We start from the raw sequence: 16,548 nt of genomic DNA on the forward strand, positions 1-16,548 counted from the left end.
GTTTTCGGGTACGCGAAAGGACGCCGCGTCGGCTCGTGGCGAGCCGCGGCGCTACGAAAGGGTCGAGATCAGCTGGTCAGTCGGCCGGGTCAGTTGGCCTGGTTGAGGCGCCCGACCGGGGGCAGGTCGCCGCCGGCGAGAGCATCACCGAAAGCGCGCGGAGTCACGCCGAAACGGTCGCGGAACTCGTTGATGAAGTGCGAGGTGCTCCGGTAGCCGACGGCCTTGGAGATCTGGGTGACGTTGGACTCGTCCTCGACCAGGAGCTCGCGGGCCTTGTTGAGCCGCATCTCCTTGACGAACTGGTAGGGCGAGCGTCCGGTGACGTCACGGAAGAGGTGCGAGAACGCCGACGGGCTCATGAACGCCTGCTCCGCCATCTCGTTGACGCTCAGCGGCTCGGCGATGTGGTCGCGTACGTAGGAGATGATCGCGCTGACCGGGTTGTTGGCGCTCTCCCGCGCGGCCCGTTCGACCAGGCGGGAGTACTGCTCGGCCTGCAGCGCGCGGTAGACGATCTCCTTGAGGTACGTCGGCGCGAGCACCCGCCGGTCGGCACCGGTCGAGAGGGCGCGCAGGAAGCGCAGGATCGCGTCCATCATGTCCCGGTCCAGGGCGGAGACGAACGACGGCGGCGGCACCGTCATCGCCGGCTCCGGCGATCGGGTGAATGCCGTGGTCTGGCGCTCCATGATGATGTCGGAGGAGATCTCCCGGACCATGTCGTTGTCGAGCTGGAGCCCGAAGGACAGGAACGGCTTGTCGTGGCTGGCCTCGACGATCTCGGTCAGGAAGGGCTCGTTGCCGCTGATCGCCAGGTAGGTGAAGGGGTCGTAGTAGTGCGCGTCGCCGCCCTGGGTGACGCGCTTGCGACCCTGCGCGATCACGCACAGGTGGAGCTCACGGACCTCCTCCCACAGCGGGGCGGCCGGCTCGTCGAACCGGTAGATGGTGAGCCCGGGCCACAGCCCGTCGTTGGTGCCGACGTGGTCGGCGCGCGACTTGAGCTCGGCGACCAGGTCGCCCGAGCTGATCCGGAAGTCCAGCGGGTTCAGCAGCTGCGTCATGTCACGCCTCCATGTCTCGCGATGATCGTACGCCTGTGTGGCCGGGATCACATCCGGCCTGATCGCAGGTCAGGACGGGTCGACGGTCTTCCAGTAGGAGTCCTTGCGGACGATCAGCTCGCCGCGGAACTCCCACAGGTCGCAGCCCCGCGCCTTCACGGCGGCCCCGTCGACGGTGGTCCCGTGGACCAGCCACTCGGAGACGGCGAGGTCGCCGCTGACCCAGTGGCGGTCGGCGTCGTAGCGGACGTCGGGGATGCCGGCGAAGCGCGCCGCCAGGGCCTCCCGGACGGCCTCCTTCCCGACGATCCGCTGGCCCCACGGCTCCGGGCCGCGGGAGGTGTCGAAGGTGCAGTCGTCGGCGAAGAACGCCATGATCGCGTCGAGATCGTGGGAGTTGAACGCCTCCATGATGGCGTCCAGGAGCTCGACCGAGACGGTCTCGTCGGTGGTCGCTGCGGTCTCTACGGGCATTGCTGGGTCTCCTCGGGTCAGGGGGTCAGAAGGCGGAGAAGCCGATGGCCTGGAGCTGCTCGCGGCCGTCAGAGGTGATGTCGGCCGGCTTCCACGCCGGCAGCCACTCCCACTCCAGGACGAAGTCGGTGCCGTCCTCGGCCAGGACCGCGCGTACGTTGCGCGCCATCACCTCGGTGAGCGGGCAGGCCGCGGAGGTCAGCGTCATCACCAGGTGGGCGACGCCCGCGTCGTCGATGCTGACCTGGCGTACGAAGCCGAGGTCGACGACGTTGACCCCGAGGTCGGGGTCGATCACGTCGTAGAGGGCCTCGCGGACGGCGAGCTCGGCCTCGGTCTCGACGACGGGCTCACGCTCGGGCCGGTTCCTGGCCTCCGGCACGACAGGTGCCGGCGCCTCGGCGACCGCGGCCAGCCCGGCCGGACGGAGCACGACGGTCACATCGCTCGTCGGGCTGCTGATCCAGTCCGCGACGCCGTGGGCCTTGCGCCGGATCCGGACGATGTCCTCGGCCGCCACGGCGCTGCCGGCGGCCAGGACGAGCGCGGCCGGGTCGAGCCCACGCTCGCCCGCGACGACGAGGGCCCGGTCGAGGACCCGCGCCAACGGCTCGCACGTACGTCCCGGACCCAGCCGCAACCGGGCACGGGCCTCGATCGCGGAGCGGCCGATCACGCGGTGGAGCGCGGCCACCGCCTCCGCCTCGGCGACCCGGACCTGCTCCTCGTGGACGGTGACGTCGACTGCCTCGACGATCGCGGTCATGGTGGTGCTCATGAGGGTGCCTCCGTTCTACGGACCCGGGGCCGCTGCGGCAGCAGCCCCTTCAGGTCGAAGTCCTCGTCCGCGAGCTGGGCCGCCGTGGCCTGGTGCGGGACGGCGAGCAGCTTGCGGGTGGTCATCAGGTCGCGGGGCCGGTCCAGCGTGGCCACCGCGGTGATCCGGCCGTCCTCGAGGGAGAAGACCGAGAAGGAACGGTCCTCGACCGAGCCGCGGACCACCTTCGTCGCGGTCGGGCCGGCGTGGCCGACGGCCTTGAGGCTGTGGTCGTACTGGTCGGACCAGAAGTAGGGCTCGTCGGTGAACGGCACCGCCTGGCCGAGCAGGTTGCGGGCGACGTTGGCGCCGTGCCGCATCGCGGTGTCGTGGTGCTCGACCCGCACCGAGCGCCCATAGGTCGGGTGCAGCCGGGACGAGACGTCGCCGATCGCGTAGACCTTCGGAGCGCTCGTACGCCCCAGCTCGTCGGTGACGATGCCGCCGTCCGAGCCGTCGACGGCGATCCCGGCCTCGACCGCGAGCTCGGTGTTCGGGATCGACCCGACCCCGACCAGGAGCTCGTCGCACTCGACGACCTCGCCGTCGCTGGTCCGCAGCTCGATCCCGCGCGCGGTCTCGGTCATGCCGGTGACCAGGTGGCCGGAGCGGATGTCGACGCCGTGGTCGGCGTGGATGTCGACCATGGTGGTGCCGAACTCCTCGCCGAGGGCCCGGACCAGCGGCACCGGCGCGGGCTCGAACACGGTGACGCGTACGCCCCGGGCGGCCGCGATCGCGGCCACCTCGCAGCCGATGAAGCCGGCGCCGAGGATCGCCAGGTGCGTCCCCGGCGCGAGCCGAGCGCCGAGCCGCTCGGAGTCGGCGATCGCGCGGATCGAGTGGACCCGATCGCCCTCGAAGCCGGGCAGCGTCCGGGCCCTGACCCCGGTGGCGAGCACGAGTGAGTCGTAGCCGAGCGAGCCGCCGTCGGAGAGCACCACCCGCTGGCCGCCCGGGTCGACCGCGCTGACCCGGGTGCCGAGCAGCACCTCGACGTCGTTCTCGGCGTACCAGCCCTCGGGGTTGGCCTGGAACTCGCCGAGCCCGAACTTGCCCGAGAGGAACTCCTTGGACAGCGGCGGACGCTCGTAGGGCAGGTGCAGCTCGTCGGAGACGAGGACGATCCGGCCGTCGTAGCCCTGGTCCCGCAGGCCGGCGGCGGCGGCCGCCGAAGCGACCCCGCCACCGACCAGCACGAACCCACTCGATCCAGTCATGGGATCGACACCCAGATCGTGCCGTCGTCCTCGACCTTGGCGAAGTAGGCCAGCAGCGTGCTCGTCGACGGGTTGATGCCCTTCGCCGAGCACACGTCGAACTCCCACAGGTGCTGCGCGCAGGTGAGCTTGTTGCCGTCGAGGTCACCGTCGTCGAGCGCCCACTCCTGGTGGGGGCAGCGGTTCTTGTAGGCGAACACCTCACCGTCGATGTTGACCAGCAGCACCGAGGTTCCGTCGACCTCGACGGAGAGCATCTCGCCCTCCCAGAGGTCGTCGAGATGGGACACCTCGGTCCACTTCTTGTCGGTCAGCTCGTCGGTCAGCTCTTCGGTCACGGTCTCACTCATCTCCATCAGCTCCGATCAACTAGCGGCCGCGGCCACGTCGAAGATCCCGGCGTGCAGCTCCTCGCGGGCGGCACGTGCCCCGGCGACGACCTCGTCGGCGGGCCGTCCCAGCAGCGGGGCGAGCGCACCGACGGCGTCGTCGGCACGGGCACCCCAGCGCTCGAACCACTTGCGCAGCGGCTTCTCGTTGGAGGGGCGCTGCTCGAGGGCGTAGCGGCCGAGCGCCCCGCTCCACCGGTTGCGCCGCTGGCTGTCCTCGTCGAGCAGCCCGGAGAGCAGCCACGACTGCTCGTCGCCGGCAGCCCGGCTGACCTCACCGAGCTGATGGATCAGCAGGTGGTCGAGCGTCGGTGCGAGGACCAGGTTGAGCGACGCGAAGGCCTCGCCCCAGTCGTAGGCGATCAGGGCCTGCTCGATCGCCTTGCGGGCGGGCTGCCAGGCGGCGTCCTGCTCCCAGCGCTGCCGCTCGTTCTCGCCGATCCCCGAGCCGGGGTGGGCGAGCTGGAGCGAGCGGGTGCGGTAGGCGACCGTACTCACCCGGCGCAGGAAGTCGGCGTTGGCGTAGCCGGCCGCGCTGGTGACGTACGAGCTCGGGCCGATGAAGCCGACGTACGCCTCCGCCTGCTGGAAGCCGTGCACCAGGTAGCGCGAGGGCGTGTGCAGGGCGCCGAGCCGCTGGACCTGCTCCTCGGACAGCGAGGCGTCCGCGTCGGCGTACCGCTCCAGGACGCCGTCGAGCTTGGTCTGCTCGGTGGCCTGGAGGTTCACGTAGGAGCGGTAGGCGATCTTGTCGGGGTCGCGGAACCCCTCCCAGTCGTCCGCCTGGAACGGCGAGTGCTCGCGGTAGGTCAGGAACCAGAGGTTGCCCGGCGAGGACGGGTTCTGCTCGAACACGCTGGCCTTGCTGGCCCGGGTGTTCCAGTTCTGCGAGTGGGTGACGATCTCGTACTCGCTCGGCATGCGGCGGACGTCGCCGAACGCGCTGAACGTACGCATCTTCCGCTGCCGCGGTGCCTTCTGCTCGGTCATGAGCTCACTCCTGCCTTCTGTGCCTTGCGGGCCGCCACGGCTTCCGCCGTCTCCCACCGGATGCGGTCGCTCTCGGTCGACACCCGGCCCGAGAACGAGGACATCGAGACCTCGAGCGAACGGATGCGGTAGTCGGCGCCGAGGTAGGACTGCAGCGTCGCCTCGGTCAGCTCGAGGCTGTCCTCCGCCTGGATCCGGATGTAGGCACCGCGGTCGATGACCTCGATGTCGGCCTCCGGGTTGTCGTCCTCGATCGCAGCGATGATCTGGTCGATCTCGTCGCCGTGGCGCAGGACCGGGCCCACGGGGTTGTTCATGACTCTCCCTCCGGGATGTCATACTCGACCGCGACGTGGTCGAGCGGCTGGATGCCGGCCTCGGCGACCGTGATGTCGCCGGGCAGGCGGCGGCCGTTGTGGATGACGTACTTCGGGTAGGGCAGGGCGCGCACGCGCCGCCCCTCCGAGTGGTGGGCCACCGCGGCGGCCACCTCGTCGATCGTGTTGGCGGTGGTGACCGGCACGAGGATCGCGACGAAGTCCGTCGCGAAGATCGCGTGCAGCGGCACCAGCTCCGGGGCGCGGTCCTCGGGACCGAGCTCCACCTTCTCCTGCGTCTGCTCGCTCATCAGCCCTCAGCTCCTGCCACGATCAGTCCGCTGGCCTCGCGGCCGGCGTAGTCCTTGGTCCAGGCCGTGTAGTCCGGGTCGTCGCCCATGACGTCGGGCGTGATGCCCATGTAGTCGAGCAGCCCGGGCACGGTCATCGGCTGGATGTGGCCGGCCAGGAACCGGTCGACCAGCGTCAGGTGGTTGACGTTGTCGCGGTCCTTCCACCAGATCTGGCGGCAGCCGAGGCTGCAGAAGTGGTACTTCTTGCCGTTGTAGTCCAGCGAGTGGTCGCGGATCCGCCACTTACCGTCACGCGACTGCGACGGGTTGCAGGCGGGCAAGTGACACGTCGAGCACAGCCAGGGCAGCGTCTCGGGCAGCGTGGCCTCGACGTTGTTGGCGTTGATGTTGTCGATGATCGTGTCCCACTTGTCGCCGTACATGGCCTCCCAGTTGGGGTACTTCTCGTTCAGCCAGTCGCGCTCCTCGGCCGAGACGCCGGCCTTCGGCTTCCACCACAGGGTGGGGCGCCACCACCACAGGCCCATGTGGAGGCTGTGGTGCCAGCTGTCGAGCGAGCGCATGAACTCGTCCCAGAACCACGGCTTCTTGAGGCCGTAGTCCTCGATCGTCCGCACGAACTGGTCGACGATCCACTCCTCCATGAACTCCTTGTACGACTGCTTCCGGTGCTCCAGCGGCGTGTAGTAGTCCATCGCCGGACCGGTCAGCGCCGCGAAGGCACGGGCGTTGGCCCAGAAGCCCTTGTCGATGACCCACTGCGCTCGCGCCGGGTCGTGCTCGACCAGGATCTCGAGGGTCGCGACGCCCTGCTGGGAGTGGCGGGCCTCGTCGGTCTGGATGCTGGAGATCATCGAGGCGAAGTTGACGTCGCCGGCCTCGAGCGCGTCGGCCGAGAGGGCGACGAACTGCAGGTTGGTGAAGCCGGTCTCGAAGGTCAGCGGCAGCATCAGCGCGCAGTCGACGACGTTCGACGTCGTCATGAACCCGTCGAAGAGCGTACGCAGCGCGATCGGCACCCAGTCGTTGGTGCTGTACGTCTTCTGCGTCCAGTCGAACTGCGGGTCCTTCTGGACCAGCTCGTGGCCGAAGAAGGTGGTCAGGTTCTGGTGGCGCAGCTCGTCGAGCTGGCCGTAGACCGCCATGTTCCGCCAGGCGCCGTTGAGGCCGAAGCGGGCCATCTTCAGCTCCGCCAGCATCGCGGTGTACTCCACCTGCGCGACGCCGCCGAAGTGCATCTTCGTCGAGGACTTCCAGCCCTCGTCCAGGTGGTCGAAGGTGGCCGTGCGCTGCAGCGCCGCCTTGACGGCGTACGTGGCCGACTCCTTCTCCCGCTGGGTGTAGACGTACTCGGGGTAGCTGACCTTGTAGCCCTCCTCCCACTTCGCCCAGGCCTCGCGCGGCACCTTGCCGGTGCCGGTCAGCCAGTCGGGGTAGACCGCCTCGTCGTCGACGTAGGACAGGGTCCAGTCGACGTCGCGGACGAAGCCCTCCCATTCCTCACGCTTGAGCAGCGTCATGATTCTCGTGTCCTTTTCTCTCGGGGAGGCTTCTCAGTCGACTTCGAAGTGACCGAGCTGACGGTTGACGCCTGCGTTGTCCCAGTACGCCTTGATGGTGTCGATCAGGCCGTCCTCGTCGACGTGCAGGATGAAGAGGTGCGGCTCGGCGAAGTACTTGCCCTGCGGCGCGATGAAGCCCCACGCGGACTGCTGGGTGCCGGTGATGTCGCAGGCGACGACGACGTCACCGTTGTCGTTGCCGTCGATGTTGAAGATCGTGTTGCCGAGATCGGGGAAGGCGTTGATCAGCCCGCTCCAGATCACCCGGCCGATGGTGCGGACCTTGCCGTCGCCACGGACGACGCGCTGCTTGGCCCACACCTCGAACGGGGTGTAGGAGAAGTCGGCGTTGTCGGTGCACAGGTCGGTCATCGCGACGACGTCGCGCTCGCGGTAGCGGTCGAAGAAGTCGGTGACGACTGCGACCGCCCTCTCCGCGGTCATCGGTTCCGTGGCCGGTGCGGTGTCCAGCTGAGTCATGTTCCTGTCTCCTTCTTCTGACGATCAGACGATCGTCACGTGGTCCTGCCGCTTCACGGCGAGACGGCGGTGGAGCTGGTTCTGGCACCAGTAGGCGTCGAGGCCGACGATCTGGTCACCGGCGACGGTGAAGCGCCACGCGGTGTCCAGGTCGAGGTGCTTCTCCTGGTTGATGGCGTCGAGGAAGTCGGCGGACTGGGTGCCCTCGATCTTGAACTCGGCGACGACGACGTTGCCGACCTCGATCACGCTCTTGACCGTGATCAGCAGGTCGGGGAACGCCCGCACCACGTCGTCGAGGAACTGGCGGATGACCTGGGGGCCGCCGTCGCGGACCTTGAGCGGGAAGACGGTGACGTTGGCGTCGCCGGCGACGGTCGACATGGCCCCGTCGACGTCCTTGAGCGTGAACGCGTTCAGGAACGCCTCGACGGTCTTGCTGGGTGTTGCTGTGGTGGACATGGTCGGCTTCCTCAGGAGGTCTCGGAACTTCATAGGACGGCCAGCGACTTCAGGACGGCGTCGGCGGTGGCCTCGGTCGAGTAGGGGTTCTGGCCGGTGATGAGGTTGCGGTCGACGACGACGTGCGAGGCCCACGGGTAGGGCGCGTCGTCGAAGATGGCGCCGGCGTTCTGCAGCGCGGAGGCGAGCAGCCACGGCATGCCGAGCCGGCCGATCGCGTTCTGGTCCTCCTCCTCGTTGGTGTAGGAGGTGAGCCGGAACCCCTCGAACAGCCACTGCCCGTCGATCCGGTCCGGTGCCGCGAGCAGCAGGGCCGGCGCGTGGCACAGGGCCGAGATGGTCTTGCCCTGCGCGTGCAGGACCGAGAGCAGGCGGGCCACGTCGGGGTTCTCCGGCAGGTCGACCATCGGGCCGTGGCCACCGGGAGCGAACATCGCGTCGAACTCGCCGAGCTGCTCGTCGCTGAGGGTGGAGAGCGCGATCGGGGAACGGAAGCCCTCGATCGCGGCCAGCCGGGCGACGCGGTCGTCACGCACGGCGACGCTCGCGGCGTTCAGCTCCTCGACCGCCTCCCGCAGCGACGCCTCCGGCAGCCCGCCGTCGAGCCGCTCGGTGAGCATCACGTCGACGAGGTTCCGGCCCTGCTGCCAGGCGATCTTCGCCGCGCGGCTGACCAGGTCGTGGGCCTCGACGGTCGACTTGCCGGCGGCGAGCAGGCGCTGCGCGATCCGGCGGCCGGCGACGAGTTCGAGCGTCGTGGTGTGGTCCAGCGTGATCCGGATGTCGTCCGGGTCGTGGTGGAAGGTGCGGTAGACCGAGGCGTAGTAGTCACGGTCTTCGGCCGGGTAGTGGAAGATCGGCTCGAGTCCGTACGGGTCGGCGACCGGGGCGTTGCCGTCGGGCGTCAGCACCACGACATCGGCACCGGCTGCGACGAACCGCTCGTAGGAGAGCAGCGCCTCCTCCAACCAGAATCCGGTCGGATGCGCACTGCTCTCACGCAGGTCGATCTCTCGTGCGCTCGACACGAGGAAAGCAATTCGGGGCATCTTGTTCCTCCAGGTAACGGCCTGTTGAAGTGGACATAACGATGCCGCGATGTGACGTGGAATACATCGCAGAAAACCGCTGCCAAGTAGCGAATTCCTGCGGTCCGCGTCCCGTTGCTTCGCTCAGAGGACGACGAAGGGGCCCTCCGTGACGGAGGACCCCTGGGTGTGAACGGCGGATTCAGGCGCGGCCGTCGAGGTATCCGCCGAGCGCGGCGACCGCCTCGCTGATCGCGCCGTCGAAGGCCGCGGCGACCTCGACCGGCTCGACGTCGGACCCGTAGACCAGGACCGTACGTCCCTCGCCCAGGTCGACGACGTCGATCGTGCCGAGGTGGGACTCGGGCACCAGGTCACCGCCGGTGATCCGGTACTGGTAGCGGCGAAGCGCGTCATCCAGGGTGACGGTCTCCTCGATCAGCCGGGTGCCGTCGGCGAGGGTGACGTCGCGGCCGGCGTCGGTCGCCTCGGAGTGGGTGATGGCGGGGAACCAGTCGGAGACGGCACCCACCTCTCGGACGGTCGCCCACACGGTGGCGGCGTCGTGGTCGAGGACTGCGTGCGAGCGAATGGAAGGCATGCCGCCACGCTACGCCCGAGGGCATGCCGGATTCAGCGCGCTCGATGCCGCATTCCTGCACCCGGGTCTCCGGGATGCCAGGGGACGTCAGGCGAGGTCGAGCGCCTTGAGCACCGCACCGACGGTCGCCTCGGTCGAGTAGAGGTTCTGGCCGGTGATCAGGTGCTGGTCGACGACGACGTGGGACGTCCACGGTGCCGGTGCGTCATCGAGGATCGCGCCGGCGTTCTGCAGCGCGGCGGCGACGTACCAGGGCGGGGCCGGGGGATCCTGATCCTCCTCCTCGTCGGTGCTGGTGGTGACCCGGAACCCTTCGAAGAGCCACTGCCCGTCGATCCGGTCCGGTGCCGCGAGCAGCGCCGCGGCACCATGGCCGATGGTCGCGATCGGCGACCGCTTCGCGTCGAGCACGGTGAGCAGGCGCGCCACGTCGGGGCTGAACGGGAGGTCCTCCAGTGCCCCGCGCCCACCGGGCACGAGGAGCGCGTCGTACGCCTCCAGCTGCGCGTCCCTCTGTCCGGCGAGCGCCAGCGGAGAGTCGAGGTCGTCGATCTCGGCCAGGCTGGCCGCGCACTCCTCGGCCATCGCCGCGCTCACCAGCTCCAGCTCGGCGACCGCGGCCCGCATCGCGTCCTCCGACAGGCCGCCGTCGAGCCCCTCGGCCACCATCACGTCCACCAGCTTGCGGTCCTGACGCCAGGCGATCTTCGCGGCCCGGCAGACCAGGTCGTGCGCCTCGGCGCCGGCGTGCCCGGCGAGGACCAGGCGCCGCGCGATCCGTCGGGACGCGGCCAGCTCGAGCCCGACGATGTGGTGGAGCGTGATCCGGATGTGGTCCGGATCGCGGTGGAACGTACGGCACACCGCGGCGTGGTAGCCACGGTCCTCCGCCGGCAGATGGAAGGTCGGATCGAGGCTGTGCGGGTCGATCACCGGAGCGCTGCCGTCCGGCGTCATCACGACCACGTCGGCCCCGGCCGCCATGAACCGGTCGTACGCCGTCAACGCCTGCTCCGCCCAGTAGCCGGTCGCACCGGAGATGAGGAGGGCGATGCGGGGCACCTTCGGATTAAACCGCAGATCGCGGGCGTAGCCCAGGAGATCCGGCGCTGTGATCACATCCGGGATAGGCTCGGGCCATGCCTTTACCTCGCATCGAGCTGAGCGGACGCGTCGGCGACCAGGTGTTCGCGGCCATGCACTCCGCGATCCTCAGCGGCGAGCTCGCCGTCGGCGACCGGCTGCGCATCCGCGACCTCGCCGAGGAGCTCGGCACCAGCGTGATGCCGGTGCGCGAGGCGATCCGCCGGCTCGAGGAGATCGGGCTGGCCGAGTCGCTGCCCTACCGCGGCGCCGTGGTGCGTGGGTTCACCCACACCGAGCTCCTCGAGCTCTACTCGACCCGTCGCCTCCTGGAGATCGAGGCGACCCGGCTGGGCGCGACCCGGGTCTCCCCCGAGGACCTGGCGTCGATGCGGAAGGAGTACGCCGCGATGGAGACCGCCGTCGCCGACGGCGACTCCCTCGAATACCTCGACAGCGACGAGCGGTTCCTCGCGATCCTCTACCGAGCCGCCGACAACTCGGTCCTCGTCGAGCTCATCCAGGCACTCTGGAACCGCTGCCGGACCTACAAGATCCTCGGCGCCCGGCAGGCGTTCGACACCGCCCATCCGGCCGAGCTGCTGACCTGGCAGGAGCAGCTCCTGGAGGCGGCCTCCGAGCACGACGAGAAGCGGGCGACGACCATCACGGCCGCCTCCCTGGACGCGGCGATCGACCGCATCCGGGCATCGATGAACGACTCCTGACTCCCCCGCGCCCAGTCGGCGCATCCTGACCAAACCCCCCGCCGAGTCGGCGCGTCATGACGCGCCGACTCGGCGCTATTTACCATGTCACCTCTTGTGTGATCTGTGATCACAAGCGTATGGTCTTGGTCACACCACCACCGAAAGAGGAGTCACCATGAAGGACGCCGTTGTCGTCGGGGCCGGCCTCGCCGGCCTCTCCGCCGCCTGGCGGCTGCGCCACACCGACGTGCTCGTGCTCGAGGCCGACGACCGCGTCGGCGGCCGGATCCGCTCGGAGCGTCGGGGCACCTACTGGCTGAACTGGGGCGGTCACGTCTTCGCCGGACACGACTCCTCCACCGACGAGCTGCTGACCGAGGTCGGCGTCGAGGCGACCGACATCCCGGGTTCGCTGCAGGCGCTGTCGATGAACGGCAAGTTCCTGCGCAAGGGGCACATCGCGACGTACCCGTTCCGGATCCCGATGCCGCTGAAGGCCCGGGTGGCCACGATGACCGCCGGCTCGAAGGTCGTCGCCGGGGTCGCCCGCTACACCCAGGTCGTACGCAAGCGGGCCGGCGAGACCGGCGCCGAGCGGCAGCAGCGGATCTACGACTTCGCCAACGACCGTACGTTCGACGACCTCGTCGGCAACCTCCCCGAGGACGCCGCGGCACTCTTCAAGACCACCGTGACCCGCTCGGCCGGCAACATGGACCAGATCTCCGAGGGCGCGGGCATCGGCTACTTCAGCCTGGTGCTCGGCTTCGGCCAGGGGCTGAGCCGCGGCATCGTCGGCGGACCCTCCACGCTGACCGGCGCCCTCGCCGACGCGCTCGGCGACCGGCTTCAGCTCGGCGCCGCCGTCCACGAGGTCGTGCAGAAGAAGGACTCGGTCGTGGTGCGTTACCGCCAGGACGGGGTCGACCGGGAGGTCGAGGCCCGCACGGTCGTGCTGGCCACCACCGCCGACGTCTCCCACCGGGTCGCCGTCGACCTCGACACCGATGTGCGCGACGCGCTCGGCCAGATCAAGTACGGCCCCCACGTCAGCACCGCGTTCCTCACCGACGAGACCTCGGCCCGCCCCTGGGACGACATCTACGCGATCGCCGCCCCCAAGCGCTCCTTCGCCATCGCCCTCAACCAGGCGAGCATCGTCCGCGGGCGCGAGGGTGCCGGCGAGCGGAAGCCCGGCGGCAGCTTCATGACCTTCTCCCCCGCTGCCCTCGGCGCGGCCCTCCTCGACAAGTCCGACGAGGAGGTGGCTCAGATCCACCTCGCCGACCTCGAGCAGGTCCTCGACCACCCGGGCTTCTCCGACTCGGTCGTGGAGGCGCAGACCCAGCGCTGGCGGGTCGCCTCGCCGTACTGCTTCCCGGGGCGCGCGAAGCTCCAGCCCACCCTGCTGCGCGGCGGTGGTCGCGTGTTCCTCGCCGGCGACTACCTCGGGACCCTCTACACCGAGACCGCCATCACCTCGGGCTTCTCCGCAGCCCAGAACGCCTCCGACCTGCTGGCCAAGGACGGCCCGCGCCTCATCACCCCGATCTCCACCAAGACCACCATCCCCACCACCGAAGGAACCCTCGCATGACCACCGAGCTCCGCGGCGTACTGACCGCCCTCACCACCCCGTTCAACCCCGACGAGTCGATCGACGTGGCCACGCTGCGCAAGGTCGTCGACCGCTCGATCGATGCCGGCGTCAACGGCGTCGTCGCGGCCGGTTCCACCGGCGAGGTCGGCTCGCTCTCCTCCGACGAGCGGCTCCTGCTGGTCGACACCATCATCGAGCAGACCGCCGGCCGGGTGCCGGTGGTCGCCCAGACCGGTGCCACCACCACCGCCGAGGCGATCCGCCTCTCCCAGGCCGCCCAGCGGAGCGGCGCCGACGTACTCATGCTCCTGACGCCGTTCTACGAGCCGCTGTCGGAGGCCGAGACGGTCGCCTACATCAAGGACGTCGCGGGCTCGGTCGACATCCCGGTCATGCTCTACAACATCCCGCCGGTGACCGGCGTCAACCTCGCCCCCGACACCGTGCGCGCACTGGCGACCGAGGTCGACAACATCCGCTACATCAAGGACTCCAGCGCCAACTGGGAACAGGCCCTGACCCTGATCCACGACCACAGCGACGTCATCGGCACCATCGTCGGCTGGGACGTCTACACCTACAGCGCCCTCGCCGAGGGGGCCGTGGCGGTGATGGCCGGCGCCGCCAACGTCGTCCCGGACGAGATCGTCACCGTCACCCGGCTCATCGCCGAGGGCAACCTCACCGACGCCCTGGCCGAGTGGAAGCGGGTCTACCCCGTGATCTCGCACCTCTTCGCCACCGGCTTCATCCCCGGCATCAAGGCCGGCCTCGAGCTCCAGGGCATCCCGGTCGGCGTCCCCCGCCGTCCGCTCGCTCCGCTCGCCGCCGAGGACGTCGACGGCCTCCGCTCGCTGCTGAAGGCGCTCGGCAAGGAGGTCGGTTGACATGGACGCGGCGACCGAGTTCCTGGTGAGCGTTGCCGACCTCCTCTGGTCGGCCCCCATGGCGTACGTCGTCCTCGGGCTCGGCGCGGTCGGGACCATCGCGATGAAGGGCGTGCAGTTCCGGCGGATGCCGGACATGGTCCGCCAGCTGCGCGAGGGCAGCGACGTGACCGGCGGCCTCTCCTCGTACCAGGCCCTGGTGATGGCGCTCGCCAGCCGGGTCGGCGTCGGCAGCATCGCCGGCGTCGCCACCGCCATCGGCGCCGGTGGCCCGGGTGCTCTGCTGTGGATGGCCGCCACCGGGCTCGTCGGCTGCACCGTCGGGTACGCCGAGGCGACGCTGTCCCAGACGTTCAAGCGCCGGGTCACCGACGAGGACCGCCGCGAGGCCGGCGAGGACATCGGCGGCATGCCGTACTACATCCGGCACGGCCTCAACCTGCCGAAGGTCGCCGGGCTGATCGCGGTGCTCGGCCTCGTCGGGTACGGCTTCCTCTTCCCGGGCTTCCAGGTGAGCACGATCGCGGCCAGCTCCGAGCGCGCCTTCGGCATCCCGCCGATCGTCCCCGCACTGCTCATCACCGCCATGATCGGCGCGGTGATCTTCGGCGGCACCACCCGCATCGTGAAGGTCACCCAGGTGCTCGTGCCGTTCTTGGCCGTCGGCTACCTGATCCTGGCCTTCACCGTCATCGCCGTGAACATCGAGGCCGTCCCCGAGGCGATCTCGCTGATCGTCCACTCGGCGTTCGGCCAGGAGCCGATGCTCGCCGGCATGGCCGGTGCGGCCGTCGCCTGGGGTGTCCGTCGCGCCGTCTTCGCCTCCTCCAACGGCCTCGGCGAGGCGACCTTCGCGGCCGCCGCGGCGCGTACGTCACACCCGGGCAAGCAGGGCCTCGTGCAGACCTTCAGCATCTACATCGACGTGCTGCTCATCTGCATGGCCACCGGCCTGATGATCGTCGTGTCCGGCTCCTACAACGTCACCGACGCCTCGGGCGTGGTCCGGATCGACAACATGGGCGACATCCCCGTCGGCCCCAACTGGGTCCAGGCCTCCATCGACACGCTCGCCCATGGCTGGGGTGCCGGGTTCGTCGCAGTGGCGGTGCTGCTCTTCGGCTTCGCCTGCCTGCTGGCGTACTTCTACGTCGCCAGCTCCAACCTCCTCTACCTGCTCGACGGCAGGACCTCGCCGATCTGGTCGCGGGTGCTGAAGTTCGGGACTCTCGCCATCGTCTTCCTCGGCGGGATCGTGCCGACCGAGATGATCTGGGCCATCGGCGACATCGGCCTCGGCCTGATCACCTGGGTCAACCTCGCCTGCCTCGCCCTCCTCGCCCCGCTCGTCTACCGCATCTACCGCGACTACGAGCGCCAGCGCAGGCTCGGCCTCGACCCCGTCTTCGACCCCCAGGCCCTCGGCATCAAGGGCGCTGACTTCTGGGTGGAGTCCCACCCCGCTCGCAGCGAGACGCTGAACTGAACAGAGGACATCAACGGACGGCTACGGCCGTCTCACCGGGCCGACGCGACGAACCTCCACGCGCCGGCCCGGACCTCGTAGACGGCGTATTCGTCGTTGCAGGGGTCAATCGTGTGACCGGAACCGGCCAGGTGCGTGGCAGGCCCCTACGCTGAAGGGCGTGCTCGATCACCCCCGCCGACTCTCGCGCCGCGCCCTCCTGACGGGCGGCGGCGCGGTGGCCGGCATCGGGGTCGCAGGTGCCCTGACGGTTCAGACCGAGCTGCTGCCCGGACGCTCGTGGCTCTACGGCCGCCTCGGCCTCGACGGTGAGGACGGGAAGGCGCCGGACATCGCGGGCGGCCGGATCGAGCACGGCGAGTTCGTCTCGCAGGCCCGGCTCGGCAAGGCATGCAGGTGGGCGTTGGCGCTGCCGCCCGGATCAGCTCTCGACGACGGACTGCCCGTGGTCGTCACCCTGCACGGGCACGGCCACGACCACTCCGCGGCCTTCGCCCCCGACCGCCTCGCCCTCGACCGATTTCTCGCGGACGCCGTGGCGAGCGGCACCGCGCCGTACGCCATAGCGAGCGTGGACGGCGGCGACAGCTACTGGCACGCCCGGGACACCGGCGAGGATGCCGGCACGATGGTCGTGGACGAGTTCCTGCCGCTTCTCACCGAGCGCGGCCTCGACACCGAACGGGTCGCACTGCTCGGTTGGTCGATGGGCGGCTTCGGCGCCCTGCATCTGGCACCGCGGGTCCCCGGCCTCCGTGGCGTATCCGTGATGAGCCCGGCGCTCTGGCACGAGTTCGGCGACACCAGGCCCGGGGCGTACGACGACCAGGACGACTTCGCCGAGGTGACGATGTTCGGCAGGGAGGCGTCGCTGGCCGACATCCCGCTGCGCGTGGACTGCGGTGAGGGCGACCCGTTCTACGCCGCCACCCGCGACTTCGTCGACCTCCTCGATCCCCGGCCCGCCGGCGGCTTCACCCTCGGCGACCACGACCTCGGCTACTGGCGCCGCGTGGTCCCCGACCAGTTGGCCTTCCTCGCGGAGCGGTTCTGACCGGTCG

Annotated in this window: 19 protein-coding genes; 5 read left to right on the plus strand and 14 right to left on the minus strand. The window is 69.7% G+C overall.

The window, feature by feature from the left end:
* Positions 1-89 precede the first annotated feature (89 nt).
* From ACIRON_RS02420 to ACIRON_RS02485, 14 genes are all read right to left on the minus strand, one after another.
* Positions 90-1,067: an AraC family transcriptional regulator N-terminal domain-containing protein gene (locus tag ACIRON_RS02420; RefSeq protein ID WP_402988463.1), complete on the minus strand. Its 978-nt coding sequence runs from the start codon at positions 1,065-1,067 to the stop codon at positions 90-92.
* Positions 1,068-1,136: 69 nt separating this feature from the next.
* Positions 1,137-1,541: a nuclear transport factor 2 family protein gene (locus ACIRON_RS02425; RefSeq protein ID WP_402988466.1), complete on the minus strand. Its 405-nt coding sequence runs from the start codon at positions 1,539-1,541 to the stop codon at positions 1,137-1,139.
* 25 nt (positions 1,542-1,566) lie between these two features.
* Positions 1,567-2,319: an iron-sulfur cluster assembly protein gene (locus ACIRON_RS02430; protein WP_402988469.1), complete on the minus strand. Its 753-nt coding sequence runs from the start codon at positions 2,317-2,319 to the stop codon at positions 1,567-1,569.
* Positions 2,316-3,578, minus strand: a complete 1,263-nt coding sequence (locus ACIRON_RS02435; protein WP_402988472.1) for an NAD(P)/FAD-dependent oxidoreductase — start codon at positions 3,576-3,578, stop codon at positions 2,316-2,318. The genes ACIRON_RS02430 and ACIRON_RS02435 overlap by 4 nt, the downstream gene beginning before the upstream one ends.
* Positions 3,575-3,928 carry a Rieske 2Fe-2S domain-containing protein gene (locus ACIRON_RS02440; protein ID WP_402988475.1) on the minus strand — a complete coding sequence of 118 codons (354 nt, stop codon included), beginning with the start codon at positions 3,926-3,928 and terminating at the stop codon, positions 3,575-3,577. Before ACIRON_RS02440 ends, ACIRON_RS02435 begins: the two co-directional genes overlap by 4 nt.
* A 15-nt stretch (positions 3,929-3,943) precedes the next feature.
* Positions 3,944-4,957, minus strand: coding sequence for a hypothetical protein (locus tag ACIRON_RS02445; RefSeq protein ID WP_402988478.1), 1,014 nt, complete (start codon positions 4,955-4,957; stop codon positions 3,944-3,946).
* A complete protein-coding gene (locus ACIRON_RS02450; protein WP_402988481.1) occupies positions 4,954-5,274 on the minus strand; it encodes an MmoB/DmpM family protein in 321 nt (106 codons plus the stop codon). The genes ACIRON_RS02445 and ACIRON_RS02450 overlap by 4 nt, the downstream gene beginning before the upstream one ends.
* Positions 5,271-5,585 (minus strand): toluene-4-monooxygenase system B family protein, encoded by a 315-nt coding sequence (locus ACIRON_RS02455; protein WP_402988484.1) that lies wholly within the window; start codon positions 5,583-5,585, stop codon positions 5,271-5,273. Before ACIRON_RS02455 ends, ACIRON_RS02450 begins: the two co-directional genes overlap by 4 nt.
* A complete protein-coding gene (locus ACIRON_RS02460) occupies positions 5,585-7,108 on the minus strand; it encodes a toluene monooxygenase (protein WP_402988487.1) in 1,524 nt (507 codons plus the stop codon). Before ACIRON_RS02460 ends, ACIRON_RS02455 begins: the two co-directional genes overlap by 1 nt.
* A 33-nt stretch (positions 7,109-7,141) precedes the next feature.
* On the minus strand, positions 7,142-7,630 hold the full coding sequence (locus ACIRON_RS02465) for a nuclear transport factor 2 family protein (RefSeq protein WP_402988489.1): 489 nt from the start codon (positions 7,628-7,630) through the stop codon (positions 7,142-7,144).
* 24 nt (positions 7,631-7,654) lie between these two features.
* A complete protein-coding gene (locus tag ACIRON_RS02470; protein ID WP_402988491.1) occupies positions 7,655-8,092 on the minus strand; it encodes a nuclear transport factor 2 family protein in 438 nt (145 codons plus the stop codon).
* A 29-nt stretch (positions 8,093-8,121) separates the two neighbouring features.
* Positions 8,122-9,120 carry a DJ-1/PfpI family protein gene (locus ACIRON_RS02475; RefSeq protein ID WP_402988494.1) on the minus strand — a complete coding sequence of 333 codons (999 nt, stop codon included), beginning with the start codon at positions 9,118-9,120 and terminating at the stop codon, positions 8,122-8,124.
* A gap of 202 nt (positions 9,121-9,322) precedes the next feature.
* On the minus strand, positions 9,323-9,721 hold the full coding sequence (locus ACIRON_RS02480; RefSeq protein ID WP_402988496.1) for an SRPBCC family protein: 399 nt from the start codon (positions 9,719-9,721) through the stop codon (positions 9,323-9,325).
* Positions 9,722-9,808: 87 nt separating this feature from the next.
* Positions 9,809-10,783 (minus strand): DJ-1/PfpI family protein, encoded by a 975-nt coding sequence (locus ACIRON_RS02485; protein WP_402988498.1) that lies wholly within the window; start codon positions 10,781-10,783, stop codon positions 9,809-9,811.
* Between the two features lie 77 nt (positions 10,784-10,860).
* Between ACIRON_RS02485 and ACIRON_RS02490 the strand changes: the two genes are divergently transcribed.
* The 5 genes from ACIRON_RS02490 to ACIRON_RS02510 all read left to right on the plus strand — a co-directional run bounded on the left by ACIRON_RS02490 (position 10,861) and on the right by ACIRON_RS02510 (position 16,541).
* A complete protein-coding gene (locus tag ACIRON_RS02490; protein WP_402988501.1) occupies positions 10,861-11,532 on the plus strand; it encodes a GntR family transcriptional regulator in 672 nt (223 codons plus the stop codon).
* A gap of 157 nt (positions 11,533-11,689) precedes the next feature.
* Positions 11,690-13,111: a protoporphyrinogen/coproporphyrinogen oxidase gene (locus ACIRON_RS02495; RefSeq protein WP_402988503.1), complete on the plus strand. Its 1,422-nt coding sequence runs from the start codon at positions 11,690-11,692 to the stop codon at positions 13,109-13,111.
* Entirely contained in the window at positions 13,108-14,001 is an 894-nt protein-coding gene (locus tag ACIRON_RS02500; protein WP_402988506.1) for a dihydrodipicolinate synthase family protein, read from the plus strand. The genes ACIRON_RS02495 and ACIRON_RS02500 overlap by 4 nt, the downstream gene beginning before the upstream one ends.
* Before the next feature lies 1 nt (position 14,002).
* Positions 14,003-15,487 (plus strand): alanine/glycine:cation symporter family protein, encoded by a 1,485-nt coding sequence (locus ACIRON_RS02505; protein WP_402988508.1) that lies wholly within the window; start codon positions 14,003-14,005, stop codon positions 15,485-15,487.
* A gap of 160 nt (positions 15,488-15,647) precedes the next feature.
* The gene (locus tag ACIRON_RS02510) at positions 15,648-16,541 is read left to right on the plus strand and encodes an alpha/beta hydrolase (protein ID WP_402988511.1); all 894 of its coding nucleotides are present in this window, start codon (positions 15,648-15,650) and stop codon (positions 16,539-16,541) included.
* The last annotated feature ends 7 nt before the right edge of the window (positions 16,542-16,548 follow it).

This window comes from Nocardioides sp. NPDC101246 (assembly GCF_044767415.1).
In the GTDB taxonomy this organism is placed as follows: Bacteria; Actinomycetota; Actinomycetes; order Propionibacteriales; family Nocardioidaceae; genus Nocardioides.